Raw genomic sequence first — 23,166 nt, 5'->3', positions numbered from 1 at the left:
TAGCGGCACGAACGACTAAAACAACTAATAATTCTGGTTAATACTTAATCCTTTAAGCAGGTGAGCTTGTCGCTATGACGCACTTTGAATCCAAGGAGAAAGTAATGACAACGCATCGCAGTGAAAAAGACTCGATGGGCGCCATCGACGTCCCGGCCGATAAACTTTGGGGCGCGCAGACCCAGCGCTCGCTTGAGCATTTCCGTATCTCAACGGAGAAAATGCCTGGTGAACTGATCTACGCGCTGGCGCTGACCAAGCGCGCGGCGGCGAAGGTGAACCAGGACCTGGGCCTGCTGGCGGCGGACAAAGCGGGCGCCATCATCGCCGCCGCCGATGAAGTTCTCGCCGGCAAGCATGCGCAGGAGTTTCCGTTAGCTATCTGGCAAACCGGCTCCGGTACCCAAAGCAACATGAATATGAACGAAGTACTGGCTAACCGTGCGAGCGAGTTGCTTGGCGGCGAGCGCGGCATGGCGCGCAAAATTCACCCCAATGATGACGTCAATAAAAGCCAGAGCTCGAATGATGTTTTTCCTACAGCGATGCACGTCGCGGCGCTAATCGCGCTGCGCGAAAAGCTACTCCCACAGCTACAGGTGCTGCGGGACACGCTACAGGAAAAGTCGCTGGCCTTCGGGGACATTGTTAAAATTGGCCGCACTCACTTGCAGGACGCTACGCCGCTGACGTTAGGGCAGGAGATCTCCGGTTGGGTCGCGATGCTGGAACATAATCTCCGGCATATTGAACACAGCCTGCCGCATCTCGCTGAGCTGGCGCTGGGCGGTACGGCGGTTGGTACCGGCTTGAATACGCACCCGGAATATGCGGTGCGGGTGGCGGCGGAACTGGCATCGCTTAGCGGGCTACCGTTCGTCACCGCGCCCAATAAATTTGAAGCGCTGGCCACCGTGGATGCGCTGGTTCATGCCCACGGCGCGCTGAAAGGGCTGGCGGCTTCGCTGATGAAAATCGCCAACGATGTGCGCTGGCTGGCCTCCGGGCCGCGCTGTGGCATAGGGGAAATCGCCATTCCGGAGAACGAACCGGGATCCTCCATTATGCCCGGCAAAGTCAACCCGACGCAGTGCGAAGCGTTGACCATGTTGTGCTGTCAGGTGATGGGTAACGACGTGGCGGTGAATATCGGCGGCGCGTCAGGCAACTTTGAGCTTAACGTCTATCGGCCAATGGTCATCCACAACTTCCTGCAGTCGGTACGCCTGCTGGCGGACGGTATGGAGAGCTTTAATGAGCACTGCGCGGTGGGCATTGAGCCAAACCGCGAGCGGATCGGCCAGTTGCTTAATGAGTCGCTGATGCTGGTGACCGCGCTCAATACCCATATCGGCTACGATAAAGCGGCGGAGATCGCCAAAAAAGCGCACCATGAAGGGCTGACGCTGAAAGCCGCGGCGCTGTCGCTTGGTTACCTGACGGAAGCCGAATTCGATAGCTGGGTGCGCCCGCAGGATATGGTTGGCAGCCTTGCTACTCGCTAGCCAGCCATAAATGCAGACGCGGGATCAGTAATCGTAACGACTGCGCCTGCGGCTTGTGGCGGTACTGCACGTTATCGGCATCGTAATTCAAAAGTTCGCCGAGATCCGGCACGCTTACCCCATGCGTGCCGGAGATAAGCGCAATTAGCGGGCCGGGGCAGGCGTACTGCACCTGCTTCTGCTCGCCGGCATACCACACTCTGGCAATCGGCTGTACCTTGACCGGGCGTTTGATTTTCAATTTTGCCCGCTGCGGCAGGGCGGCGATATCCTGAAATTCCCTTTCCAGCTTGCTTTGCCACTGTTCGCGGGTCCAGGGCGGCACCGCGCGCGGCGATTGCAGGCTCTTCTCTAGCTGCATTAATACTTCATCGCGGGTCAGATTTTTAATCACATGCTTATTGGCCCAGCCGAAGCGGATGGTGCTGGGGTCGAGCAGCGGCGTCAGGGTACGATAGGCGCTAAGGGTAATCAGGCCGGGCAGATGGCGGTGAACCCATTCGAAACGCGCGGCGGCCGGCAATCCGGAATCGACGGTGACGCTTTTCTCAAACGCCGCTTTCAGCGCGTTAATGGCGCTGATTTTCTCCAGCAGCTCCGCCTGCTGTTGCGTATCAACCGCCAGGCAAATCGCCCCGGGGAGGCGTACCGCCGCCTTGCTGCTGCGGTTTTCCGACTGCTGTTGGATAAACAGGTGGCTGTAGTGCCTGAGCGCCATCTCCAGCGCGCTTTGCCCGACGTGCTGGGTGACCTGAATGGTATCCAGCGGCGCGTGCTCCGCCTCTTTACTTACCGCCGGTAATTCGAAAACCCGCGCCGCCAGCAGACGGCAGCGGCTCAGCGACGCTTTGAAGGTTTGTAGTTCGCGCTCAAGCTCACGAAAGGTGTCATTTAAGCGCGCAACGAGGTCGTAGCTAGCCATGATTACCGCCTTAGTTACAACATACTGTTTGAGTATAAACTATACGCAGGCCGTGACGCCTGCGCAAGTTCAGCTAAGCAGAGGTAAAAGCGGGAAGCTGGTGGTAAATGGGCCAGCTGAAAATGAATGCCGCGCCGCCAAGCGAGCTTTCGTCGCAGTGGACTTCACCGGACATCGCCTGAGCAATACTGTGTACAATCGCCAGCCCCAGGCCGCAGCCGCCGGTGGCGCGATCGCGGCTGGGATCGAGACGGACAAACGGCTCGAATACCCGTTCGCGTTCTTCAAGGGCGATACCCGGGCCATCATCTTCCACTCGCAGCGTCGCCCTTGAACCGGCCAGCGACAGGCCAATTTGAATATGTTGCTGACTGTAGCGCAGGGCATTATTAACCAGGTTATCCAGCACGCGCTCCATTAAACGCATATCCAGCGCGCCGTAGTCGCCCGCCGTAAGCTGGCGCAACGCGACTTCACGCTGCGGATTGACCAGTTGTATATCCTCGACGTGCGCGCGGATCCAGGCCGGGAAATCCGGGGTAGTCAGGTTGAGTTCGTTCTGCGGGCGATCGAGGCGCGCGTAGGTGAGCAGTTCTTCAATCAGCGCTTCTAGTTGCCCGATATCGCGGTTGAGAGCCAGCGACTCGGCCTCGGTCAGATTTTCGCTCATCTCCAGGCGATAGCGCAGGCGCACCAGCGGCGTGCGTAGTTCATGGGCGATACCGTCAATAAGCTGTTTTTTACTGGCTATCAGGGCGTTGATATTATCCGCCATCTGGTTAAAGGCCACGCCGAGTCGCTCGAAGCTCGACATGCTATCGAAATGGATGCGCTCGCTAAAATGGCCTTCGCCGAAGCGCTGTGCGGCGGTTTCGATACGCAACATATCCTGCCAGTGCGGACGCATCCAGATAAACACCGGGAAAGCCAGTGAAATAGCGATAAACGCCATCAGCGCGACGTCCAGCAGGCGCATCTCATGCAAAAAATAGAGATAGGGCACCGGGCCGACCGACAGGACGTAATGGCTGCGCGGGATGCGTTGAATAAAGGTGTACTGATCGTCCAGCGCCACGATATCGCCCGCGCGCAGATGCTGCATCGAGCTTTCCGAGAGCTTGAACTTGCTTAACGGTTCAATGTGCAGATCGAAAGAGAGGTTGAGGTCCAGCTCTTTCAGCGTGTTGCTCCAGTCGCGCGGCGGGATCTCGCGCAGTTCGCTGCGCATCAGATAGAGCGAGCTTTTCATCAGATCGTCCAGCGACTGGCGTCCGGCGCGCTCGGCGGTGAATTTATACACCAGGCCGACCAGCATGGTCATGACCAGGAAGCAGACGAACAGCAAAAGGTAAAACTGCACAAACAGTTTTTTCATTAATCATCACCGGTCATTAACTGGGTTATCTTGCGTCAAAAGATTCTACAGGAGAAGGATCCCGCTCGGCAAAGTTCTCACCGACACGCCAGGCCAAATGACCGATAGCCGTATTGTGCCATTTCCCCGGCCTGTCAGGTGCCAGCCTCTCTGTTAATTTAAGCGCCCCTTAAATGATGGAGAGCGCCAGATGACTAAGCCCGTGTATTTGCATACTGATAATGATGTTGAGATTTTGAAAACCTTCGATATGGTCCTGAGCCATATGCAGGCGATCGCCGACCCTTATCAGTGGAAGTGGGTGATTACCGGCTGGCACAGCATCCTGCAGAACGCGATGGTGTTGGCGCTGTGTCAGGGCAATGACTTTCAGGTCCACCTGGCCGACGGTAAAGCGTCGACACAAGAAATCTTCCAGCAAATCTGTAACGACGATTTCTCCAACATCAATAAACTGCAGCTGCCGTCCTTCATGGCGCTATACCGTGCGACGAGGGAGAGCAGCGCCTTCACACCCAGCGAAGTCTGTACGGTGGCGGTGGGCAAGCTTCACCAGCTGCGTAACGATTTCATCCATTATCATCCGGGAGGCTGGAGTCTACAGGTCGATGGTTTACCGCAATGGATTCAGGCGAGCGGCGAACTACTGGATCATTTCCTCGCCAGCGGTGAGGTCGTACGCTGGTATGACGAAAACGACGAAATGGCATTCAGAGAGAAATACGCTGAATTTCAAGACCGACTACACGGTGTGATGTCGATCTATTCCTGACGCGGATTAATTATCCCAGGCGTGCGGGGCAAACAGATAGCCTTTGTTGCGCACCGTCTTGATGCGGTAGGGCTCGGTGGCGTTGTCGAGCAGCTTTTTACGCAGGCGTGAAATCGCGACATCGACGCTGCGATCCATGCCGTCGTAGCTGACGCCGCGGAGATTTTTCAACAGCGCATCGCGATCCATAATCTGCCCGGCATGGGTCGCCAGTTCCCACAGCAGGTCGAAATCGGCGGTGGATAAAGCCACGTTGTCGCCGCCGAGCAATACCTGACGGTTAACCGGGTCGATCGACAGCGAACCAAAAACAATGGCTTTATGCGGCGTCAGGGTTGCGGGAGCTGGCATCGACGGCGAAGCCACGTGCTGGCGCAGATGCAAACGCAAGCGGGCCAGCAGCACCGCAGGTGGGGTGGTTTTGAGGATGTAATCACTGGCGCCCATCTCCAACGACAGAATATGGTTCATATCGCTATCGAGCGAGGTCAGCAACACGATCGGACCCTGCCACTGGCTGCGCAGGTCGCGGCACAGCGTCATCCCGTCTTTGCCAGGCAGCATGATATCCAGCAGTACCAGATCGGGTTGTTCACGAGCAATAACCTCTTCGGCCCGGTCGCCGCGCGGCTCAACAACCACGTCCATATCATGTTTTCCCAGATAGGCGGCGATAAGCGCGCCAACTTCGGGCTCATCCTCAACAAAAACGATCTTATTCATATCTTACGCGTATAAATTAAAAAGCTAACATACACCGCCCGCAAATTGCCTGCCATTAATCTTTCATAAACAAATGTTCTTCCGTTATTCTGGTAGAAATTGTTGTTCAAATGTTAAGGCATAAAATGGGGCTGTTGATTAAAGCGCTGCTGGGAGCGCTGGTGGTGGTACTGATAGGCGTACTGTCAAAAACCAAAAATTACTATATTGCCGGCTTAATTCCGTTATTTCCGACCTTCGCGCTGATTGCCCACTATATCGTCGCCAGCGAGCGCGGCATTGAAGCGCTACGCACGACTATTGTCTTCGGTATGTGGTCAATCATACCGTATTTTATCTACTTACTTTCGTTATGGTACTTCACTGGCGTAATGCGCCTGCCTTACGCGCTGGCAGGCGCGGTGATCTGCTGGAGTCTGGCGGCCTGGCTGCTCATCCTCGGCTGGAGCCGTTTCCACTAGCGCAGCGGTCGGCCGCCGTCGACAGCGAAAGAGCGGCCGGTGACGTAACAACTGGTGAACAGATAATCGATGAGGTCGATAATCTCTTTTTCACCCGGTGCGATTTTCATCAGCGATTTATCCAGCGCCTGTTTACGATATTCAGCGTCATCATGCTCGTTGAACATAATCAGCGATGGCGCGATGGCGTTGACCTTTACTTCCGGGGCCAGCTTACGGGCGAAAGAGCGGGTCATATTATCAAGTGCCGCTTTACTGGCGGCATAGGCGATATGCTTATCGCTGCCGCGTTCCACTACGTAGTCGGTAATATGAATAATATCGCTGGCCGCGTGACCAAAACCGCGCAGCAGGCTCTCCAGCGCGTGGTTAAGTAGATAGGGCGCGTGGACATGAATTTGCATCATCCGCGATATCACCGTGGATAACGACACGCCCGGTTTCTCCGCCATCCAATCACTGGCGTTATGAATAATCGCGCGCAGGCCGTTGGTCTGCGCTTTCACCGCTTCCGCGAAGGTAAGAATACCGTCGTCGCTGCTGAAATCGGCCTGCAGACACACCGCGCCGGCTTCGCGCAGGGTGTCAATCGAAGGATAATGCTGGCGATAGCTGACGATCACCGGTTGCTGCTGGTTTAAAAAATGGTGTGCCAGAGCGAGGCCGATACGGCGGCCTGCTCCCGTGATCAGGACCGGACGAGGCTGTGCTTCAGCCATGGGTATCTCCTTTCAAGTTCAGCGGTAGGGCAACCGCTTACCCCACCAGCATCCACGTTGCCGGAACGGCGGCAACCAGCAAAAAACCAATTAATGCCATTTCACGGCGTTTGAGCATGCGATCGTGCTGGTGAGTACGCCGGGCGTACAGGAAAACCAGAAGACCCGGAGCGTAAAGTACCACCGACAATAGCAAATGCACAGGACCGGACGCATACAATAACCATAAGCCATAAACGCACGCGCCGACACCCACGGCTTTGTGTAAAGGACGCACGGCAATCTTAAGCAGGAAAGCGCCGACGAGGAAATAGGGCACCAGAATCATTTCTGAGGCGATGGTTAGCAGGGTACCGTAGTCAGATCCGGTAAGCCAAATCAGCACCAGACAAATCTGCACGCTGATGTTGGTCAACCACAGCGAGGAAGAGGGCGCATTATTCTTATTGGTTTTGGCAAACAGGCGCGGGAACGCTTTGTGCGTCGCCGCCAGATACGGCACTTCGGCGGCCATAATGGTCCAGCTTAAATAGGCGCCGCAGACGGAGATAATTAATCCCGCGGCGATCACTACCTCGCCCCATGACCCCATCATCTTGACCATCAGGCCAGCCATCGACGGGTTGCGCATTTCAGCCAGTTCTGGGCGGGCGACAACGCCCAGCGACAGCAGGGTGACCAGCAGATAAACCGCCAGCGCCGAGACCACCGCCAGTAGCGTCGCGCGACCAACGTCGCGCTTATGACGGGCGCGGGCGGAAACCACGACCGCCCCCTCCACGCCGATAAATACCCACAGGGTGATCAGCATGGTGTTTTTCACCTGTTCCCATACCGGTACGCCGAGAGCGATACCGCTGAAATCGAGGCGGAAAGTATCGAGCCGGAACGCGATAGCGGCCAGCGCTACGAAAGCGCCGAGCGGCAACAGTTTAGCCAGCGTCGCCACCAGGTTAATGCCTGCCGCGGTCTGGACCCCACGCAGCACCAGAAAATGCACCACCCATAACAGCACGGACGCGCCGACGATCGCCTGCCAGGTGTTACCGTCACCAAAAATACGCATCTCCGGCGTATCGGTGAAGAAACTCAGGGCCGAGAAGACGATTACCAGGTAGGAGACATTGGCAATCACCGCGCACAGCCAGTAACCCCAGGCGGAACAGAAACCGATCAGTTCGCCAAAACCTTCGCGAGCATAGGTAAAGATACCGCCGTCCAGTTCCGGACGGATTCGGGTCAGCAATAGCATGGCGAAAGCGAGGAATAAAATCCCGACGCCGGTGATGGCCCAGCCGATAAGCAGAGCGGATGGGCTGGCAACGGCAGCCATGTTTTGCGGCAAACTGAAAACGCCCGCGCCCAGCATGGAGCTGAGTACCAGTGCGGTCAGGGCGCTAAGGCCCAGTTTCTTTTCCATTGTATTCCCGAGGTGGCAACAGTGAATCAAGAATATTTATTTGGCGAAATCGCATAAAAATGGAGGATTACGCTAAGGCGCGGGATTTTACGGAGTGTCTTGTACGCATGCAATGGCGGCGGGCGAAAAAATGCAAAAAGGCGACGTGATGTCGCCTTTTTGAGCAGCTGAAACCGATTACTTATACAGGTCGGCGCTGATGGTGATATTACCGCCACGTTCCTGCCACTGGCGGGTGATGTGGTAATATTTCGCCCCTTTCTTGGCCGCGCGTTTCGCGGTCTGATAGGAGATTTCCGTCATGTTGCCATAGTTACCGGTGAATTTGATGCTATCAAACGGCACCATCTGCGCGGCGGTGATTTTGTTCACCTCTTCAACTTTCGTGCCGTCCGGCAGGGTGACAGTGTAACGTCCGCCTTTCGACGATTGGGTTTCGTAGAACAGACCTACGCCGGTACCGGCGCCGACCGCGGCGGAGGAGGCCACGCCTGGGATTTCGACGTTTTTAGCCGCTTCGCCGCCTTTCGCCAGAGCGGCGCGACCGGCTTCAGAATCAGCAGGAATCGCATCCGGGCTCTGTAGTACGCGCTTCTGCGCATCCTTTTTATAAATATAAGCGGTGATGCGCTGGTTGCCGCCCTGGTTGGCGTCAACCTGGCGGACGATGAAGAAGGCATACGCGCCTTTAGCTTTTGCCGCTTTGGCGATGGCGTCGTTGACTTCCGGCTGGCTACGATAGAAGCCCTGCACGGTCACGGTGTCATATGGCATCAGCGCGACGGCCTGATCTTTCGGCAGTTCCATCACGCCGTTAATAATACGGTTTTTCGGGGTATCCGCCTGCGGGGCGTTTTCTTTATAAAAATCCGCCGTTACGCGCCAGTTGCCGCCGTTGCCGAAATCTGAGGTGTCGACAACATAAAAGGAAGCTGCGCCATCTTTATCCGCCTTACGGGAAACCGCCTGTACGGCATCGCCAATCGCGTTAAAACGGCCAGTGACGACGACGCGGTCATAGGGCTTCAGCGCTGCCGCTTGCTCCGGAGTCAGCTCGGTCGCTGCATGGGCAGACAACGCGGTGGTAGCCAGAAGAGCAGACGCCAGGAGTGTGTTCTTAAGCTTCATAAAAATAATCCTTTGCCTTGCGCAAACCATGTACTGGTATTGTTGTTGACTGAAAACAGGTGATTATTGCATTTAAACAACGTAACTGTCTGCGTCATTTTTCACTTCCCGCCCGAATCGTTCGTTACAAAAATATAACAAATACTGATATGTTGAAAAAACAGCCCCTTGAACAGCAAAATCGATAATCAATATCACTTTTATAAGTTAACGTAATGTTAATGCAATGATACTGGCGGTAATAAATGGCGAATTAATCCCAAAGGTAAGCGAATTATCAGGTTCTGGCATAAAATTAAGGCAAATATTGCTGCCTGACGCAGTCAGGACTAATTTTTCTCAATAAAATCAAAAATTCTGTTTTAACGATGTAGATCACAATCGGTATTTTCAGTAGGTTATAAAAAGTTTGTTACTGTTTCATTTTCCAGATGAATACCTGTGCGGCGTTTTTGCGCCGCCGCTGGCGCATTTGTGAAAAAAATAAACCATCATCAAAAACCGATGGAAGGGAAAACTATGCGAATTGGGATACCAAAAGAGAGCTTAGCTCAGGAAACCCGGGCCGCTGCGACGCCGAAGACGGTCGAGCAGCTGCTTAAGCTCGGGTTTAGCGTGGCGGTCGAGAGCGGAGCCGGGAAACTGGCGAGCTTCGACGATGAAGCCTTCGAACAGGCGGGCGCGGAAATCGTCAGCGCGGATAACGTCTGGCACTCCGACGTCATCCTCAAGGTTAATGCGCCGAGCGATGCGGAAATTGCGAAGCTCAACCCGGGCACTACGCTGGTGAGTTTCATCTGGCCGGCGCAGAATCCGGATCTCATGGAAAAGCTGGCCGCTCGCGGTATCAACGTGATGGCGATGGACTCGGTGCCGCGTATTTCCCGCGCCCAGTCGTTAGATGCGCTGAGTTCGATGGCCAACATCGCTGGTTATCGCGCGATTGTCGAAGCGGCGCACGAATTCGGTCGTTTCTTTACCGGGCAGATCACAGCGGCAGGTAAAGTACCGCCGGCGAAGGTGATGGTAATCGGCGCAGGCGTTGCTGGCCTTGCGGCGATTGGCGCGGCGAACAGCCTCGGCGCCATCGTCCGCGCCTTCGATACCCGTCCGGAAGTGAAAGAACAGGTGCAGAGTATGGGCGCCGAGTTCCTTGAACTGGACTTTAAAGAAGAAGCGGGCAGCGGCGACGGTTATGCCAAAGTCATGTCTGAAGCCTTTATCAAAGCCGAAATGGCGCTGTTCGCCGCACAGGCTAAAGATGTCGATATCATTGTCACCACCGCGCTGATCCCGGGTAAACCGGCGCCGAAGCTGATTACCCGCGAAATGGTTGACTCCATGAAGTCGGGCAGCGTAGTCGTCGACCTGGCGTCGCAAAACGGCGGCAACTGTGAATACACCGTGCCGGGCGAAGTCGTGACCACCGCTAATGGCGTGAAAATTATCGGTTATACCGACCTGCCGGGTCGTCTGCCGACGCAATCTTCTCAGCTCTACGGCACTAACCTGGTAAACCTGCTGAAGCTGCTGTGCAAGGATAAAGACGGGAATATCACCATCGATTTCGACGATGTGGTGGTACGTGGCGTTACCGTGGTCCGCGAGGGCGAAATTACCTGGCCGGCGCCGCCGATTCAGGTATCCGCGCAGCCTCAGGCGGCGACGAAAACCGTCGAAGCGCCAAAAGAGGAGGCCAAACCAGGTTCGCCGTGGCGTAAATACGCGCTGATGGCGCTGGCGATTATCCTCTTTGGCTGGCTGGCGAACGTCGCGCCGAAAGAGTTTCTTGGTCACTTTACCGTCTTCGCGCTCTCCTGCGTAGTCGGCTACTACGTGGTGTGGAACGTGTCGCACGCGCTGCACACGCCGCTCATGTCGGTAACCAACGCCATTTCAGGGATTATTGTCGTTGGGGCATTGCTGCAGATAGGGCACGGCGGCTGGGTCAGCTTCTTGAGCTTTATCGCGGTGCTGATCGCCAGCATTAATATTTTTGGTGGTTTCACCGTCACTCAGCGCATGCTGAAAATGTTCCGCAAAAACTAAGGGGTAGCACATGTCTGGAGGATTAGTTACAGCTGCATACATTGTTGCCGCTATTCTGTTTATCTTTAGCCTTGCGGGGCTGTCAAAGCACGAAACGTCGAAGCAGGGCAACCTGTACGGCATCGCTGGGATGGCGATTGCGCTGATTGCCACCATCTTTGGGCCGGACAGCGGTAATGTCGGCTGGATAACCGTGGCGATGGTTATCGGCGGGGCGATTGGTATCCGCCTGGCGAAGAAAGTCGAAATGACCGAGATGCCGGAGCTGGTGGCGGTACTGCATAGCTTCGTTGGTCTGGCGGCGGTGCTGGTTGGCTTCAACAGCTATCTCGACCACGGACCGGGCCTCGATCAGGTGCTGGCGAATATTCACCTGACCGAAGTGTTCCTCGGCATCTTTATCGGCGCCGTGACCTTCACCGGCTCGATCGTTGCCTTTGGTAAGCTGCGCGGCAAAATTTCGTCAAAACCGCTGATGCTGCCGAATCGCCATAAGCTGAACCTGGCGGCGCTGGTTATCTCCTTCCTGCTGCTGGTGGCCTTCGTGCGTACCGACAGCACCGGAACGCAGGTACTGTGCCTGCTGGTGATGACCATTATCGCCCTCGCGTTCGGCTGGCACCTGGTGGCGTCTATCGGCGGCGCGGATATGCCGGTCGTGGTATCGATGCTGAACTCGTACTCCGGTTGGGCGGCGGCGGCGGCGGGCTTTATGCTCAGCAACGACCTGCTGATCGTGACCGGCGCGCTGGTGGGTTCTTCCGGTGCGATCCTCTCCTACATTATGTGTAAGGCGATGAACCGTTCGTTTATCAGCGTTATCGCCGGCGGTTTCGGCACCGATGGCGGCAGTTCCAGCGGCGATGAAGAAGTCGGTGAGCATCGTGAAATCAGCGCTGAAGAAACGGCGGAAATGCTGAAAAACTCGCATTCCGTGATCATCACCCCGGGCTACGGTATGGCGGTGGCGCAGGCGCAGTATCCGGTCGCGGAAATCACTGAGAAGCTGCGTGCGCGCGGTATCAAGGTGCGCTTCGGGATCCATCCGGTCGCCGGGCGACTGCCGGGGCACATGAACGTGCTGCTGGCGGAAGCGAAGGTTCCGTATGACGTGGTGCTGGAAATGGACGAAATCAACGATGATTTCGCCGATACCGATACCGTACTGGTGATCGGCGCGAACGACACCGTCAACCCAGCGGCGCAGGACGATCCGAAGAGCCCGATCGCCGGTATGCCGGTGCTGGAAGTGTGGAAGGCGCAGAACGTGGTGGTCTTCAAACGTTCGATGAACACCGGCTATGCTGGCGTGCAGAATCCGCTGTTCTTCAAAGAGAACACCCACATGCTGTTTGGCGACGCTAAAGCCAGCGTGGATGCCATTCTGAAAGCGCTGTAATAGCGCAACGCTCTAAGCCGTCTCTGTTGAGACGGCTTTTTTATATAGGCAGTGAAACCATGATTTTGCTCATAAAGTGAACGGTGATGGGTGTTATACTATGCCTGTTTTTTCACCACACTGAGGATATTATGGATACCGAGTTAACCCCCACGCAGATGGCCATCGAGTACCTGCGCCGCGACACTTCCGTTATGACTCCCGCGCAGTACCTGAAGAAGCTCAAACTCCTCGAGCTCGAGTTTGCCGATCTGATGTCGCTTTCATCGATGGAGCTGAAAGAAGAGATCGACCTGGCCTGGCGTTTAGGTATCCACTAACGCATTCTGTAAGTTTATTAAATTAGCGTTGATATCCCGGGCCGTAAGGCCCTTTTTCTTTTTTGCGGGCGCGGCAAAAAAATCCCCCGGCGGGCGGGGGACGTTAGATAATATTTCAAACCTGATGAGACGCTGTTAGTCGTCGTCTTCATCGTCCAGTTCAACTGGAGTTTGATAAGCTTCAGGTTTCAGTACCAGCAGGTCGCAGCGCAGGTGGTCGATAACCTGTTCCGCGGTATTGCCGAGAAACGCGGCAGAGATGCCGGTGCGGCCAACGGTGCCCAGCACCACAATCCCGGCCTGCAGGTGTTCAGCTAAATCAGGGATAACCTCTTCAGGCAGCCCTTTCTCTACGTGGGTGCGGCTTTCATCAATGCTGAATTTCTGGCGCAGCGCTTTCATTGCCAGTAGATGCTGGCCGCGAATCGCATCGTTATAGATGCTCGGGTCAAAATCAGGTAATTCAATGGCGATGTTGATAGGCGTCACCGGATAGGCGCCAACCAGATGTACTTCGGTATGATTAACCTGATCGGCGAGGGCGATGGTCTCCCGCACCAGTTTTTCATTGAGGGCGTTGTGATAGTTCTCTTCACTGGCCAGATTAACCGCCACCAGCGCTTTACCGCCTTCCGGCCAGGGCTGATCTTTAACCATCCACACCGGACATGGACATTTGCGCAGCAGGTGCCAGTCGGTCGGTGTGAAGATGACCGCTTCGAGTTTGTCGTGCTGATGGGCCATTTTCAGCAGCAGGTCGTGTTTATCGCTGATGATTTCCTGAATGATGGCTTCAAAGGGGCGGTTGTGCCATACCACTTTGATATCGATTGGCACCCCGGATTCAATATAAAACTTGGCCTGTTCACGGATCCAGGCGCTGCGTTGGCTAATCACGCCCTGGCGCATCGCCGTCCGCTCGTCGGGCGACAGCAGGGTGGTCATTTCGTAGGAAAAATCATAGATCGGCAAAAAGGCTTTGATGCGTCCACCAATCCGTTGGTGCAGATACACCGCGCGCCGTAATGCAGGCTGGTCGTCCTGGTTAGGGTCGATTACTACCAGCATGTTCTGATACTTCGCCATACAGGGTCTCCTTACAGCTGTAGCTACAGTCAGTATTTAAAAAGATAACCTATATGGATGAATTGAAACAGGGGATGACCCTGGCCAGATCAACAAATTAGAAAAAAATGTCGATCCGGCACAAGGTAGAAGAAAGTCTAGCGGAGATAAATCAGGCGACGTTGCGCGCCTGGCCTGCCAGTTGCGCCAGCAGATCGCTGTTTTCGATGGTGATATATTTCCCTTTCACCGCCAGCATACCGCTTTTCTGGAAACGACCGAGCAGACGGCTGATGGTTTCTACTGTCAGGCCCAGATAGTTGCCGATGTCGCCACGCGTCATGGTCAGGCGAAACTCACGTGGTGAGAAGCCGCGCTGCGCGAAACGGCGGGACAGGTTGTAGATAAACGCCGCCAACCGTTCTTCTGCGTTCTTTTTGGAAAGCAACAGGATCATGTCCTGATCGCCTTTGATCTCGCCGCTCATCAGGCGCATCATCTGCTGACGCAGGTTCGGCATTTTACCGGAAAGATCATCCAGCGTTTCGAACGGAATTTCGCATACCATTGAGGTTTCCAGCGCCTGCGCAAAGCTTGGGTGCAGGGCGGTGCCAATGGCGTCAAAACCGACCAAATCACCCGCCAGATGGAAGCCAGTAATCTGCTCATCGCCTTGTTCGGTGATGGTGTAGCTTTTGATGGTCCCTGAACGGATAGCGTACAGCGACTTCAGCTCATCACCCGCTTTGAACAGGGTTTGCCCTTTCTGAATAGGCTTCTTGCGCTCGATGATATTATCAAGCTGATCCAGCTCATGTTCGTTCAAAGTAAAGGGGATGCAGAGCTGGCTAATGCTGCAATCCTGACAATGGATTGCACAACCACCAGACTGAATGCGTCGTATAATTCGCTTTTCCGGGATCATATGTCTGCTCAAGCTTTAATTGATATTGGTCAATTTTAACATCTTTTTGAGGAGCAAGTAAGTCTCGAAACCCGGAAAGACGTAATATTAGAAGGGTAAATATATCACTCGCCATATCTCTTTGATAATAAGAAAATTATTAGGCGATTAATTATTGTAAAGTTACCTGTAATTTCCAAAAAAGGCATTATCTGTCAAAGCAGCAAATAGCCCTCATGGCGCAATAACCACTCTTTTCGCTGTACGCCCCCGGCGTAGCCGGTCATGGTGCCGTTACGGCCAATCACGCGATGGCAGGGAACCACGATGCTGACCGGATTGGAACCATTTGCCGCACCGACCGCGCGTGCTGCGCCTGGACGGCCAAGAACCTCGGCTAACTGACCGTAGTGCATGACTTGTCCGCAGGGAATCGTACGCAGCGCTTGCCACACCTGGCGTTGAAACGGCGTACCGCCGGTTGCGGTCGGCAGGGTATCGATAATCGCAAGATCGCCGTCGAAGTATTGCCGCAGCTTCGCGCTCAGCCCGCCCGGATCGCGCGCATCAACGCGATTATAACCCTCGTGACGGTAGTGGATGTCCAGCAGTTGCTCCATACGATCACGGTGCTGATCCCATTCCACGGCGCGCAGGTTAAATTGTTCATCGCAAATGACCCACAACGGCCCCAGCGGGGTGTCGATTTTATCTTGCAGCAGCGTCAGCATCGGTCTTCCTTCTACGAGGTTATTTCGCCAAGGGCACACCATATCATGACGTGCGGCCTGCAAACTATACCTCCGAAAGGTCAGCAAATAATGAAACCTGTACTATTAATTTATAAATACGAATCGCAGTCATTTAAATTCAGTCATTCCATTGCCCGATCGCAAATTGCAGGAATAAAGGAAGGGGTGAAGTAATGTTTATTTTTGCATTAACTACCAGGCGCGGCAGAAAGAGCATTTTGCTACCTTTGTCTGGCGGCGAATTTCCCTGTGCGGAGAAGCGTTCAGTTCAAATTCCTATGCAGTTTGTCATACGCACGCGGATTAGTGTGAACTGGCTAATCCACCGGGAGGCACCCGGCGCCGCAGATAAATATACAGGCATTCCTTGAGTCAATTATTTTTCCAGCGCTTTGGCGCTGGTTTTTTTTAACCAACAGAAAGGTGGCGATATGCAATACATATTAACAGGGGTTGTTGTGTTGATTATCAGTGGGTTAGCTATCAATTTGCTGTCGGTGGTCATCGAAAGCCTGTATAAAACGTTCCTGCATCGCAGCACATCGCGTTAACGCCCGCAGGCCCTCCCTGGCCTGTCGCTGCGTTAGGGTAAGCGTGGATAAATACCTGGGCCAATCGGTAGCCCTACCAGATACCAGCCCACCAGCAGCAGTAGCCAGACGGCTAAGAAAATGAGCGGGTAGGGTAATACCAGCGAATAGTAGGTGCCCAGTCTGGCTTCGGGCCGGTAGCGCTGTAAAAAGCCGAGAAACAGCGGCACAAACGGCGATACCGGCGCGAGCGGCAGCACGGAAGAGTCAGCGATACGAAACAGGATCTGCGCAAACGCCGGGTGAAAGCCCAGCAGCATGAACATTGGTACAAAAATGGGCGCCAGAATCGACCAGATAGCCGAACCGCTGGCGATAAACATACACAAAAACGCCGACAGCAGCGCCAGGCCGACAAACGCCGGCACGCCATTCATTCCCGCGCTTTCCAGCACATCGGTTAGACCAACGGCCATGAATTTACCCATATTGCTCCAGTTAAACATGGCGACAAACTGGGCCAGTGGGAAGACCATCACGATAAATCCGGCCATCTCCTTCATCGGCTCGATCATTAACTGCGGCAGGTCAGCCTGACGGCGAATTTTGCCGGTAGCGATGCCGTAAGCCAAAGACACGACAAAAAAGAAAAAGATAATCAGCGGCACAATCCCTTTAATAAAGGGCGAGGGCATCACGGTATGTTTGATGGGATCGCGCAGGATGCCGTTTTCCGGCACCACCATCAGCGCGATAACCGCCACAAACAGCAGCGCCGCGATACCGGCAATACGCAGCCCGAACCGCTGTTCCGCCGTCAGCGTCTGCAGCGTTTCATCACTCTGGCCTTGCCACTTTCCTAACCGTGGTTCGACCAGTTTATCGGTGATTAATCCGCCGACCAGCGTCAGAACGATGACTGAGGTGGCCATGAAATACCAGTTGTCGATAACGCTAACATGCAGCGAGGTATCAAGCGTTTTCGCCGCTTCGGTACTGATACCAGAGAGCAACACGTCGGTGGTGACAATAAGTAAATTTGCCGTAAACCCGCAGCCGACGCCGGCGATTGCCGCCAGCAAACCGGCTACCGGATGGCGGCCCACGGCGAGAAACATTAACGCCCCCAGCGGCGGCATAATGACCAGCGCCGCATCGGAAGAGATGTGGCTGAAGAAGGCGATAAATAACACCATGTAACTGGCGTAACGCGCGCTAACGTGCGATGACATCTTGACCATCAGCGACGGCAGCAGGCCGACCCGTTCGGCAAAACCAGCGCCGAGCACCAGCGCCAGAATCGCCCCCAGCGGCGCGAAGCCGCTAAAGTTTTTAATCACGTTTGGCAGAAACCAGTGCAGCCCTTCAACGCTGAGCAGATTGTTTACCACCACTCGCGAACCGTCGGTAGGGTTCTGTACGCCGACGTTTAGCGCCGACAAAATGGCGGTGGCGGCCATCAGCGCGACGATCAGATAGATAAACAGCAAAAATGGATGCGGAACCTTATTACCTATTTTTTCAACCCAGCCATACAGCTTACCGGTGGGGGAATGCGACGGTATGGATGACATACTCATGGGCGTTCCTCAGTTGTCGTTGTTGTGTTGGTTGCGGCATGCCTCATGGGTTGTCAGCTGTTGTTTTTATTGGCGATTGCCATGCGCTGTACGCTATCCCAGAGGCTAGTTTTTCTTATTTTAAAATTGATGGTACGACGTCACGCGGGATCGGGCACTGATATGGGCTAACCGCCAGTACCTGAGTCAGTTCCTGCTGGCTTGCTTCGAGCAACGGCCTGTCGCTGAACAAACGAATCGCCGTCGCTCCCAGTATCTTACCCGCCAGCAGCATCCCTTTATGGGCAATGGACGTTCTTCCCTGGCTCACCAGTTGCCAGCTATGCAGCGGCGTACCGATGGCGAAGCAGGGGCTAAAACACTGGGCCACCGGCGCTTTCCAGCTCACGTCGCCGACGTCGGTAGAGCCGGCCAGCACGTTTTCCGTCGCCGCCCACGGCGCGACTTCATCAATCAACACCGTGTCGTGATGGCGGCGGGCAAACGCTTTTCCTTCTTCACCGCTGGTGCCGGCAATATTCTTCAGGCTGTTATTTATATCGTTCACGCCGAGGGTGGCGCGAATATCCGCCGCGAAAGCGCGCTCTTCGTCACTCCATTGCGGCGTACCGTAATGACATACGGCCTGATACATTGCCGCTTCCAGCGTGCGATTGGGGAGATAGCTGGAACAGGCTTTTTCAAAACGGCAACTGACGCTGGTTTCGGTCATCAGCGCGGCGCCCTGGGCGATTTTCTCAATGCGGGCGAAGATTTGCTGCACGTCGGCCATTTCCGGAGCGCGAATTAAATACAGCACTTCAGCCTGCGCCTGCACCACGTTGGGCGACACGCCGCCGGTATCGGTAATGGCGTAGTGCACACGCGCCTTCTCGATAATATGCTCATTGAGGAAGTTACTGCCGGTGGTCATCAGCGTGACGGCGTCCAACGCGCTACGCCCCAGATGCGGCGAGTTTGCCGCGTGCGCGGCGGTTCCGGTAAAGCGCCACGCCGCCTGAATATTGGCCAGCGTGCTGGTGCTGAACATCCCGGCCCAGGCTTCCGGATGCCAGGTGAGGGCGGCGTCGATATCATCGAATAGTCCCTCGCGCACCATAAAGGTTTTACCCGAACCGCCTTCTTCGCCCGGGCAGCCATAAAAGCGCAGGGTGCCCGAGCCGCCATGCTGCTGCAGCCACTGTTTCGCAGCGACGGCGGCGGCGAACGCCGCGGTGCCGAGGAGATTATGCCCACAGCCGTGGCCGTTTTCCCCCGGCGTCGCGGATGTTGGTTCAGCACTGTGCGCCTGTTGGCTGAGTCCTGCCAGCGCATCAAACTCGCCGAGCAGGGCGATAACCGGTTTACCCTCGCCAAAGCTGGCGGTAAACGCATTGGGGATTCCACCAGCGTGACGGCTTAGTTGAAAACCTTCCGCTTCCAGCGCGTCGGCCAACCGCGCGGCGGACCAGAATTCCTGGAATCGGGTTTCCGGATGATCCCAGATATCATCGGCAATAGCGCAAAAATCGTCGCGTCGCGATTCAATGATGTCATCAACAAATTGATAGATCTTTTCCATCACACGCCTCGCTGCCAGGGAAAGTTGAGCGCGATGCGCGCCAGCGTCTCGACCGCGATGATCATGACCCCTTCGTCGAAATCAAATTTCTCATTGTGATGTCCGGCGCTCAGTTCAGTACCGAAAATCATGTATGAAGCCAGCCCGCCGCGCTCCTGTACCCGCGCCATCATCAAAGTGGCATCTTCGGATCCCGCCGGCGCGGCAATATGATCGACCGCCTCTACCACCCCCGGCACCTGTGCTGCCTGCTCACGCAGGTATCGCTCCCACGCCGGAGAGGGGGCGCTGGAGGTCGCCGCGCCCATGAGCCGAAGTTCATAGCGGGCTTCATACATCGCTGCGGCGCCGGCAATCACATTTTGCGCCCGCTCAAACACATACTGGTTGATAGCTTCCGTCTCGCCGCGGGTTTCCACTTTTATCAGCGCGGAAGAAGGGACCACGTTGCGCCCGGTGCCGGCCTGCATAACACCGACGTTAACCCGTGAGGCGCCGGCGCTGTGCGGCGCGATGGCGTGCAGGGCGAGGGCGGCCTGCGCGGCGGCCAGTAGCGCGTTGCGCCCATCTTCCGGTTTGCCGCCGGCGTGAGCGGCGACGCCCTCGAATTGCACGTCGAATTTGGTGGTCGCCATAAAGTTGTCACCGCCGCAGACCACGGTGCCGCTGGGGACGCCGGTGCCGATATGAATGGCGGTAAAGTAGTCCACGTTATCGAGCACGCCTGCCGCCACCATCGCGCGCGCGCCGCGGGTACCTTCTTCGGCAGGCTGGAAAATCAGCTTGATGATCCCGTTGAGCCGATCGGCATACTGCTGTAGCACATGCGCTAAACCCAGCCCAATGGCGGTATGGCCGTCATGGCCGCAGGCGTGCATCATCCCGGCGTTGCAGGAGGCGAAACCCGCGCGATGCGGGCGATGGCAATCGTCGTGTTGTTCGTTAAGATCGAGCGCGTCCATATCGACGCGAAACGCCAGCGTCGGGCCGGGGCGGCTGGTGTCCAGGGTGGCGACGACGCCGGCGAATCCGCCTTCAAAAGCCGGTAGCCAACGTTCCGGCGCTCCCTGTTCGCGGGCTCGCTGGAATGCCTGTGCCAGGGTGGTGGCGTCGGGCAGCCCCATTCGGCTGTCGGCATCGATAACGTCGCGCCCCAGCGCCAGTTGATAACCGAGGCCGTCTAAGATCTCGGCAACCTTGCTGGCGGTGCGAAATTCCAGCCAGCCGGACTCCGCGTGCAGGTGAAAATCACGACGCCATTGCGTCATTTCCGGCGCCAGTTGGCTTACCAATTCATGAAGTTGCGGCATAACCCTTCCTGTCATAATTAAAAAGTGTGACGGCGTTCACGAAGTGATAGCTTTTGCTTATCACATACGCCTTTCAGGCAATCTCACCCTTAACCTGCCACAGCATGTTCGATTACAGTAGATGTCATTTTCTTCTGTCTGATAAACAATGGTTATCACCTAAAACATGTCATTTCAGATTAAATTTCATCAAATTCGCGCTTTCGTTGAGGTTGCCCGCGAGGGGAGTATTCGCGGCGCCAGCCGGGCGCTTGCTATCTCGCAGCCCGCGTTGACCAAAGCGATTAAAGAGCTGGAAGAAGGGCTTTCCGCCCAACTGTTTGTCCGCCGCAGCCAGGGGGTGGCGCTGACGGAAAACGGCGAAAGTTTTTATCAACATGCGAGCCTGATCCTTGAAGAGCTTCGGGCGGCGCAGGATGAACTGCTGCAGCGTCAGGGCGAGCAGGCCGGGCAGATTAATATTGGTCTCGGCGCCAGCGTCGCCCGGTCGCTGATGCCATCGGTGATTTGCCGCTTTCATCAGCAGCATCCGCTGGTGAAGGTACGGATCATGGAAGGGCAACTCCTGGCGATGATTAATGAACTGCGGCAGGGTGAGCTTGATTTCACTATCAACACCTACTATCCCGGCCCGTACGATCATGAATTCAGCTTTGAAAAACTGTTTGAGAAACCGTTCGCGGTATTCGCCCGCGCCGGACATCCGGCGGCGCGCGCCACTTCCCTGACTGAATTGCTCGAACACCACTGGACGATGCCAACGCCGCGCGGTAGCTACTTTAAACAACTGCAGGAGATGTTTAACCAGGCCGGGCTGGCGCCCAAGGTCGATATCGTGTGTGAAACCTTCTCTTCGTGCATCAGTCTGGTGGTGAAGAGCGATTTCCTCAGCATTCTGCCGGTAGAGCTCGGAAACGATCCGATGATGGCGGATAAACTGGTGATGATCCCCATACGTGAAACGTTGCCCAGGGCAACCTACTACCTGATCCAGCGGCGCGACACGCGACAGACGCCGTTAACGGCTTCGTTAATCACCCTGTTTCGTCGTCAAAGCCGTCAATTGTTTCCTTAAATATCCTGCGTGGGGCTATTTGTCGGCAGTGGCGGCTAAACGCGTTGAGGGGCAGGCGCGAGGCGGCTATAGTAGCAGGCGATAGCCGCTGGAGGAGTGACCATGAACCTTGACGACAAATCCCTGTTTCTTGACGCCATGGAGGATGTCCAGCCTCTGAAACGTAATAATGATGTGCACTGGCATCGTGAACGCCCCGCGCGCGCGCCGCAGCGCATCGATACCCTGCAGCTCGATAATTATCTGACTACCGGCTACCTCGATATTGTGCCGCTCGCCGTACCGCTGGAGTTCAAACGGGAAGGGCTACAAAGCGGGGTACTGGAAAAGCTGCGGCGCGGAAAATACAGTCAGCAGGCAAGCCTGTCGCTTCTGCGCCAGCCGGTCGAACAGTGCCGGCAAATGCTGTTCGCCTTCGTGATACAGGCGCAAAAAGAGGGGCTGCGTAATTTACTTATCATCCACGGCAAAGGCCGTGATGACCAGGCCCACGCCAATATTATTCGCAGCTACCTGGCGCGCTGGCTGCCAGAGCTGCCTGAGGTACAGGCGTTTTGCGCTGCGCTACCGCACCACGGCGGCAGCGGCGCCTGCTACGTTGCGCTGCGTAAATCAGAGCAGGCCAAACAGGAGAACTGGGAGCTGCACGCCAAACGTAGCCGCTAGCGCAGCAACAGCGTTAGCTCGCGGGCGGCTTTTTGTAGTTCCGGCAGCACCCGGTCCAGCATTTCGCGGGTCGACATCTGGCCCGCGTGAACCCCGACGTTTAGCGCCGCTTCCACCTGTCCCTGCGGGTTATATAGCGGTACCGCCAGCGAACGCAGCCCCATTTCCAGTTCCTGATCGTTCAACGCATATCCCTGCTGATGCACGCGTTTTAGCTCCGCGCGCAGCTTATTCACCGAATCTACCGTCTGCGGGGTGTAGCGAATCATCGTCACCCGGCCCAGCATGTCGTTCAGCCGTTCTTCCGGCTGATGGCTTAACAGCACGCGCCCCATGGAGGTCGCCCACGCCGGCAGGCGGCTGCCGATATCAAGATCGATGGTCATAATTCGCGAACTGGAGGCGCGGGCGATATACAGGATATCGTCGCCATCAAGGGTGGCGATTGAGCAGGATTCATTGAGCATTTCGCTCAGATGTTTGAGCACCGGCTGCGCCGAGCGCGCCAGCGGCGTTGAGGCCAGCCAGGCGTGACCAAGGGCAAGTATCCGTGGACGCAGCTGGAAATTCTTACCGTCTTCGGCGTAGACGAATCCCAGTTTGCTTAAGGTATACAGGCAGCGCCGTACCGCCGCGCGAGGAATGCCGGTTTTCTGGCTGATCTGCGAAATCGACAGCACCGGGCGCTGCGGGGTAAAAGCCTGAATGACTTCCAGCCCGCGCGCCAGCGACGCCATAAAGTTCGGGTCGCCCTTAAACGGATCGCCGTCGCCCGCCACTACATCATCTGGATGCTTGTCCATTTTGTTCTCCGTATTTGCCATCGATCACATTCTTTCGCTAAAGATATACGATGTTCGATTATCGCACCATATTTCGATTATCGCCCTTGACCAGCATCGTTAAGCGGGTCACATTTTGTGCGAACAA

At 55.7% G+C, this 23,166-nt stretch carries 22 protein-coding genes; 9 read left to right on the top strand and 13 right to left on the bottom strand.

All coding sequences use genetic code 11. The features are described from left to right. The first annotated feature begins 104 nt into the window (after positions 1–104). Complete coding sequence (gene fumC / locus ACSEMK_RS04550) at positions 105–1,505, top strand: class II fumarate hydratase (RefSeq protein WP_113374684.1); 1,401 nt, start codon at positions 105–107, stop codon at positions 1,503–1,505. Here fumC and tus read toward each other — a convergent pair. Then, a complete protein-coding gene (tus, locus tag ACSEMK_RS04545) occupies positions 1,495–2,427 on the bottom strand; it encodes a DNA replication terminus site-binding protein (RefSeq protein WP_430915508.1) in 933 nt (310 codons plus the stop codon). The two genes, fumC and tus, sit on opposite strands and share 11 nt — an antisense overlap. Before the next feature lie 73 nt (positions 2,428–2,500). Then, positions 2,501–3,802: a two-component system sensor histidine kinase RstB gene (gene rstB, locus ACSEMK_RS04540; RefSeq protein ID WP_087858501.1), complete on the bottom strand. Its 1,302-nt coding sequence runs from the start codon at positions 3,800–3,802 to the stop codon at positions 2,501–2,503. 190 nt (positions 3,803–3,992) lie between these two features. On the opposite strand from rstB, the gene ACSEMK_RS04535 reads away from it, so the two are divergent. Then, the gene (locus tag ACSEMK_RS04535) at positions 3,993–4,574 is read left to right on the top strand and encodes a hypothetical protein (protein WP_430915509.1); all 582 of its coding nucleotides are present in this window, start codon (positions 3,993–3,995) and stop codon (positions 4,572–4,574) included. A 6-nt stretch (positions 4,575–4,580) separates the two neighbouring features. Here the strand turns inward: ACSEMK_RS04535 and rstA are convergent, their stop codons facing one another. Next, entirely contained in the window at positions 4,581–5,297 is a 717-nt protein-coding gene (gene rstA / locus ACSEMK_RS04530; RefSeq protein ID WP_032707933.1) for a two-component system response regulator RstA, read from the bottom strand. Between the two features lie 125 nt (positions 5,298–5,422). Between rstA and ACSEMK_RS04525 the strand changes: the two genes are divergently transcribed. Beyond that, the gene (locus ACSEMK_RS04525; RefSeq protein WP_015366825.1) at positions 5,423–5,758 is read left to right on the top strand and encodes a GlpM family protein; all 336 of its coding nucleotides are present in this window, start codon (positions 5,423–5,425) and stop codon (positions 5,756–5,758) included. On the opposite strand, the gene folM is transcribed toward ACSEMK_RS04525, so the two are convergent. The 3 genes from folM to ydgH form a co-directional block, all read right to left on the bottom strand. After that, complete coding sequence (gene folM / locus ACSEMK_RS04520) at positions 5,755–6,477, bottom strand: dihydromonapterin reductase (RefSeq protein WP_113374687.1); 723 nt, start codon at positions 6,475–6,477, stop codon at positions 5,755–5,757. The two genes, ACSEMK_RS04525 and folM, sit on opposite strands and share 4 nt — an antisense overlap. A gap of 37 nt (positions 6,478–6,514) precedes the next feature. Continuing rightward, complete coding sequence (locus ACSEMK_RS04515) at positions 6,515–7,897, bottom strand: amino acid permease (protein WP_015366823.1); 1,383 nt, start codon at positions 7,895–7,897, stop codon at positions 6,515–6,517. Positions 7,898–8,074: 177 nt separating this feature from the next. Then, positions 8,075–9,025, bottom strand: coding sequence for a DUF1471 family protein YdgH (gene ydgH / locus ACSEMK_RS04510; RefSeq protein WP_032711543.1), 951 nt, complete (start codon positions 9,023–9,025; stop codon positions 8,075–8,077). Positions 9,026–9,544: 519 nt separating this feature from the next. Here ydgH and pntA point away from each other — a divergent pair. The 3 genes from pntA (at position 9,545) to ACSEMK_RS04495 (ending at position 12,793) form a co-directional block, all read left to right on the top strand. Continuing rightward, positions 9,545–11,074, top strand: a complete 1,530-nt coding sequence (pntA, locus tag ACSEMK_RS04505; protein ID WP_113374689.1) for a Re/Si-specific NAD(P)(+) transhydrogenase subunit alpha — start codon at positions 9,545–9,547, stop codon at positions 11,072–11,074. A 10-nt stretch (positions 11,075–11,084) separates the two neighbouring features. Then, positions 11,085–12,473: a Re/Si-specific NAD(P)(+) transhydrogenase subunit beta gene (gene pntB, locus ACSEMK_RS04500; protein ID WP_430915510.1), complete on the top strand. Its 1,389-nt coding sequence runs from the start codon at positions 11,085–11,087 to the stop codon at positions 12,471–12,473. A 131-nt stretch (positions 12,474–12,604) separates the two neighbouring features. Next, a complete protein-coding gene (locus ACSEMK_RS04495; RefSeq protein WP_045392396.1) occupies positions 12,605–12,793 on the top strand; it encodes a YdiH family protein in 189 nt (62 codons plus the stop codon). 135 nt (positions 12,794–12,928) lie between these two features. Here ACSEMK_RS04495 and uspE read toward each other — a convergent pair whose 3' ends face one another. The 3 genes from uspE to ogt all read right to left on the bottom strand — a co-directional run bounded on the left by uspE (position 12,929) and on the right by ogt (position 15,493). Next, positions 12,929–13,879 (bottom strand): universal stress protein UspE, encoded by a 951-nt coding sequence (gene uspE, locus ACSEMK_RS04490; RefSeq protein WP_045392393.1) that lies wholly within the window; start codon positions 13,877–13,879, stop codon positions 12,929–12,931. A gap of 151 nt (positions 13,880–14,030) precedes the next feature. After that, positions 14,031–14,783, bottom strand: coding sequence for a fumarate/nitrate reduction transcriptional regulator Fnr (gene fnr, locus ACSEMK_RS04485; protein WP_004862555.1), 753 nt, complete (start codon positions 14,781–14,783; stop codon positions 14,031–14,033). A 194-nt stretch (positions 14,784–14,977) separates the two neighbouring features. Further along, positions 14,978–15,493, bottom strand: coding sequence for a methylated-DNA--[protein]-cysteine S-methyltransferase (gene ogt / locus ACSEMK_RS04480; RefSeq protein WP_087858504.1), 516 nt, complete (start codon positions 15,491–15,493; stop codon positions 14,978–14,980). Between the two features lie 479 nt (positions 15,494–15,972). On the opposite strand from ogt, the gene ACSEMK_RS04475 reads away from it, so the two are divergent. Continuing rightward, the gene (locus tag ACSEMK_RS04475; RefSeq protein WP_372585015.1) at positions 15,973–16,065 is read left to right on the top strand and encodes a phosphatidate cytidylyltransferase; all 93 of its coding nucleotides are present in this window, start codon (positions 15,973–15,975) and stop codon (positions 16,063–16,065) included. A gap of 32 nt (positions 16,066–16,097) precedes the next feature. On the opposite strand, the gene abgT is transcribed toward ACSEMK_RS04475, so the two are convergent. From abgT to ACSEMK_RS04460, 3 genes are all read right to left on the bottom strand, one after another. Next, positions 16,098–17,624, bottom strand: a complete 1,527-nt coding sequence (gene abgT, locus ACSEMK_RS04470) for a p-aminobenzoyl-glutamate transporter (RefSeq protein ID WP_430915512.1) — start codon at positions 17,622–17,624, stop codon at positions 16,098–16,100. A 115-nt stretch (positions 17,625–17,739) separates the two neighbouring features. Then, positions 17,740–19,185 carry a M20 family metallopeptidase gene (locus ACSEMK_RS04465; RefSeq protein WP_430915513.1) on the bottom strand — a complete coding sequence of 482 codons (1,446 nt, stop codon included), beginning with the start codon at positions 19,183–19,185 and terminating at the stop codon, positions 17,740–17,742. Next, on the bottom strand, positions 19,185–20,495 hold the full coding sequence (locus ACSEMK_RS04460; protein WP_430915514.1) for a M20 family metallo-hydrolase: 1,311 nt from the start codon (positions 20,493–20,495) through the stop codon (positions 19,185–19,187). Before ACSEMK_RS04460 ends, ACSEMK_RS04465 begins: the two co-directional genes overlap by 1 nt. 166 nt (positions 20,496–20,661) lie before the next feature. On the opposite strand from ACSEMK_RS04460, the gene ACSEMK_RS04455 reads away from it, so the two are divergent. Together ACSEMK_RS04455 and smrA are read left to right on the top strand one after the other, a co-directional pair. Then, positions 20,662–21,570, top strand: coding sequence for a LysR family transcriptional regulator (locus ACSEMK_RS04455; RefSeq protein WP_087858508.1), 909 nt, complete (start codon positions 20,662–20,664; stop codon positions 21,568–21,570). A gap of 102 nt (positions 21,571–21,672) precedes the next feature. Beyond that, positions 21,673–22,236, top strand: coding sequence for a DNA endonuclease SmrA (smrA, locus tag ACSEMK_RS04450; RefSeq protein WP_087858509.1), 564 nt, complete (start codon positions 21,673–21,675; stop codon positions 22,234–22,236). On the opposite strand, the gene ACSEMK_RS04445 is transcribed toward smrA, so the two are convergent. Next, a complete protein-coding gene (locus ACSEMK_RS04445; RefSeq protein ID WP_015366809.1) occupies positions 22,233–23,039 on the bottom strand; it encodes an IclR family transcriptional regulator domain-containing protein in 807 nt (268 codons plus the stop codon). The two genes, smrA and ACSEMK_RS04445, sit on opposite strands and share 4 nt — an antisense overlap. Between the last annotated feature and the right edge of the window lie 127 nt (positions 23,040–23,166).

The sequence above is a fragment of the Klebsiella sp. K-3 genome (assembly GCF_051207495.1).
Lineage (GTDB): Bacteria > Pseudomonadota > Gammaproteobacteria > Enterobacterales > Enterobacteriaceae > Klebsiella > Klebsiella aerogenes.
This window is presented reverse-complemented; position numbering and strand designations above follow the sequence as displayed.

Bases quoted from the DNA above. Each gene is read 5' to 3' on its own strand.
- ACSEMK_RS04535 (WP_430915509.1), top strand. From the start codon at position 3,993: ATGACTAAGCCCGTGTATTTGCATACTGATAATGATGTTGAGATTTTG.
- ACSEMK_RS04525 (WP_015366825.1), top strand. From the start codon at position 5,423: ATGGGGCTGTTGATTAAAGCGCTGCTGGGAGCGCTGGTGGTGGTACTG.
- ogt (WP_087858504.1), bottom strand. From the start codon at position 15,493: ATGCTGACGCTGCTGCAAGATAAAATCGACACCCCGCTGGGGCCGTTG.
- fnr (WP_004862555.1), bottom strand. From the start codon at position 14,783: ATGATCCCGGAAAAGCGAATTATACGACGCATTCAGTCTGGTGGTTGT.
- uspE (WP_045392393.1), bottom strand. From the start codon at position 13,879: ATGGCGAAGTATCAGAACATGCTGGTAGTAATCGACCCTAACCAGGAC.
- abgT (WP_430915512.1), bottom strand. From the start codon at position 17,624: ATGAGTATGTCATCCATACCGTCGCATTCCCCCACCGGTAAGCTGTAT.
- tus (WP_430915508.1), bottom strand. From the start codon at position 2,427: ATGGCTAGCTACGACCTCGTTGCGCGCTTAAATGACACCTTTCGTGAG.
- rstB (WP_087858501.1), bottom strand. From the start codon at position 3,802: ATGAAAAAACTGTTTGTGCAGTTTTACCTTTTGCTGTTCGTCTGCTTC.
- ACSEMK_RS04465 (WP_430915513.1), bottom strand. From the start codon at position 19,185: ATGGAAAAGATCTATCAATTTGTTGATGACATCATTGAATCGCGACGC.
- ACSEMK_RS04455 (WP_087858508.1), top strand. From the start codon at position 20,662: ATGTCATTTCAGATTAAATTTCATCAAATTCGCGCTTTCGTTGAGGTT.
- ACSEMK_RS04460 (WP_430915514.1), bottom strand. From the start codon at position 20,495: ATGCCGCAACTTCATGAATTGGTAAGCCAACTGGCGCCGGAAATGACG.
- fumC (WP_113374684.1), top strand. From the start codon at position 105: ATGACAACGCATCGCAGTGAAAAAGACTCGATGGGCGCCATCGACGTC.
- rstA (WP_032707933.1), bottom strand. From the start codon at position 5,297: ATGAATAAGATCGTTTTTGTTGAGGATGAGCCCGAAGTTGGCGCGCTT.
- pntB (WP_430915510.1), top strand. From the start codon at position 11,085: ATGTCTGGAGGATTAGTTACAGCTGCATACATTGTTGCCGCTATTCTG.
- ACSEMK_RS04515 (WP_015366823.1), bottom strand. From the start codon at position 7,897: ATGGAAAAGAAACTGGGCCTTAGCGCCCTGACCGCACTGGTACTCAGC.
- ydgH (WP_032711543.1), bottom strand. From the start codon at position 9,025: ATGAAGCTTAAGAACACACTCCTGGCGTCTGCTCTTCTGGCTACCACC.
- ACSEMK_RS04445 (WP_015366809.1), bottom strand. From the start codon at position 23,039: ATGGACAAGCATCCAGATGATGTAGTGGCGGGCGACGGCGATCCGTTT.
- pntA (WP_113374689.1), top strand. From the start codon at position 9,545: ATGCGAATTGGGATACCAAAAGAGAGCTTAGCTCAGGAAACCCGGGCC.
- folM (WP_113374687.1), bottom strand. From the start codon at position 6,477: ATGGCTGAAGCACAGCCTCGTCCGGTCCTGATCACGGGAGCAGGCCGC.
- smrA (WP_087858509.1), top strand. From the start codon at position 21,673: ATGAACCTTGACGACAAATCCCTGTTTCTTGACGCCATGGAGGATGTC.
- ACSEMK_RS04495 (WP_045392396.1), top strand. From the start codon at position 12,605: ATGGATACCGAGTTAACCCCCACGCAGATGGCCATCGAGTACCTGCGC.